Raw genomic sequence first — 538 nt, 5'->3', positions numbered from 1 at the left:
CCAGAGCAAACAGACGCCCCTATACAAGATGCCGAATATATTCATATCCAAGATATTGAATATGTACCAACTCAACAAGATCAACAAACGGCGGTGTGAAATGGAACAAAGAACGGCACAATGGTTTCAAGCAAGGCTAGGTAAAGTCACCGCTTCAAATGTTTACAACGTCATTAGTAAAACAGCAAAGGGAACCCCTACAAGCAAATATGAAGACTATAAAATTAAACTCATTACAGAGCGCTTAATAGGGGAAACAAGCCCCTATTATGAAACCGAAGATATGAGATGGGGTATTGAAAATGAAGAATATGCACTAAAAGAATATGCTTTCATTTATGATACAAAAGTCACTCAATGCGGTTTTATTCAACACCCTACAATTCAAATGGCGGGAGCAAGCCCAGACGGTTTGATTGGTGATGATGGGTTAATCGAAGTCAAATGCCCAAGATCCATAAATCATATGCGCTTCTTTATGGATAATCAGATCAAACCGGAATATCTTGCACAAATGCAATTTCAGATGGCTTGTACC

At 38.8% G+C, this 538-nt stretch carries 1 protein-coding gene and 1 pseudogene; both read left to right on the top strand.

Annotation, left to right across the window (positions count from 1 at the left end; genetic code table 11):
* Window positions 1-99: pseudogene (locus BN338_RS13340) on the top strand (recombinase); the annotation flags it as partial.
* A gap of 1 nt (window position 100) precedes the next feature.
* The coding region (locus BN338_RS09425) for a lambda exonuclease family protein (RefSeq protein WP_039761545.1) at window positions 101-538 on the top strand (438 nt) is incomplete at its 3' end.

Origin of the sequence: Bartonella queenslandensis AUST/NH15 (assembly GCF_000312585.1) — a bacterium.
GTDB lineage: Bacteria > Pseudomonadota > Alphaproteobacteria > Rhizobiales > Rhizobiaceae > Bartonella > Bartonella queenslandensis_A.
Note: the sequence above shows the minus strand (reverse complement) of the source record. Positions and strands in the feature narration are given on the sequence as shown.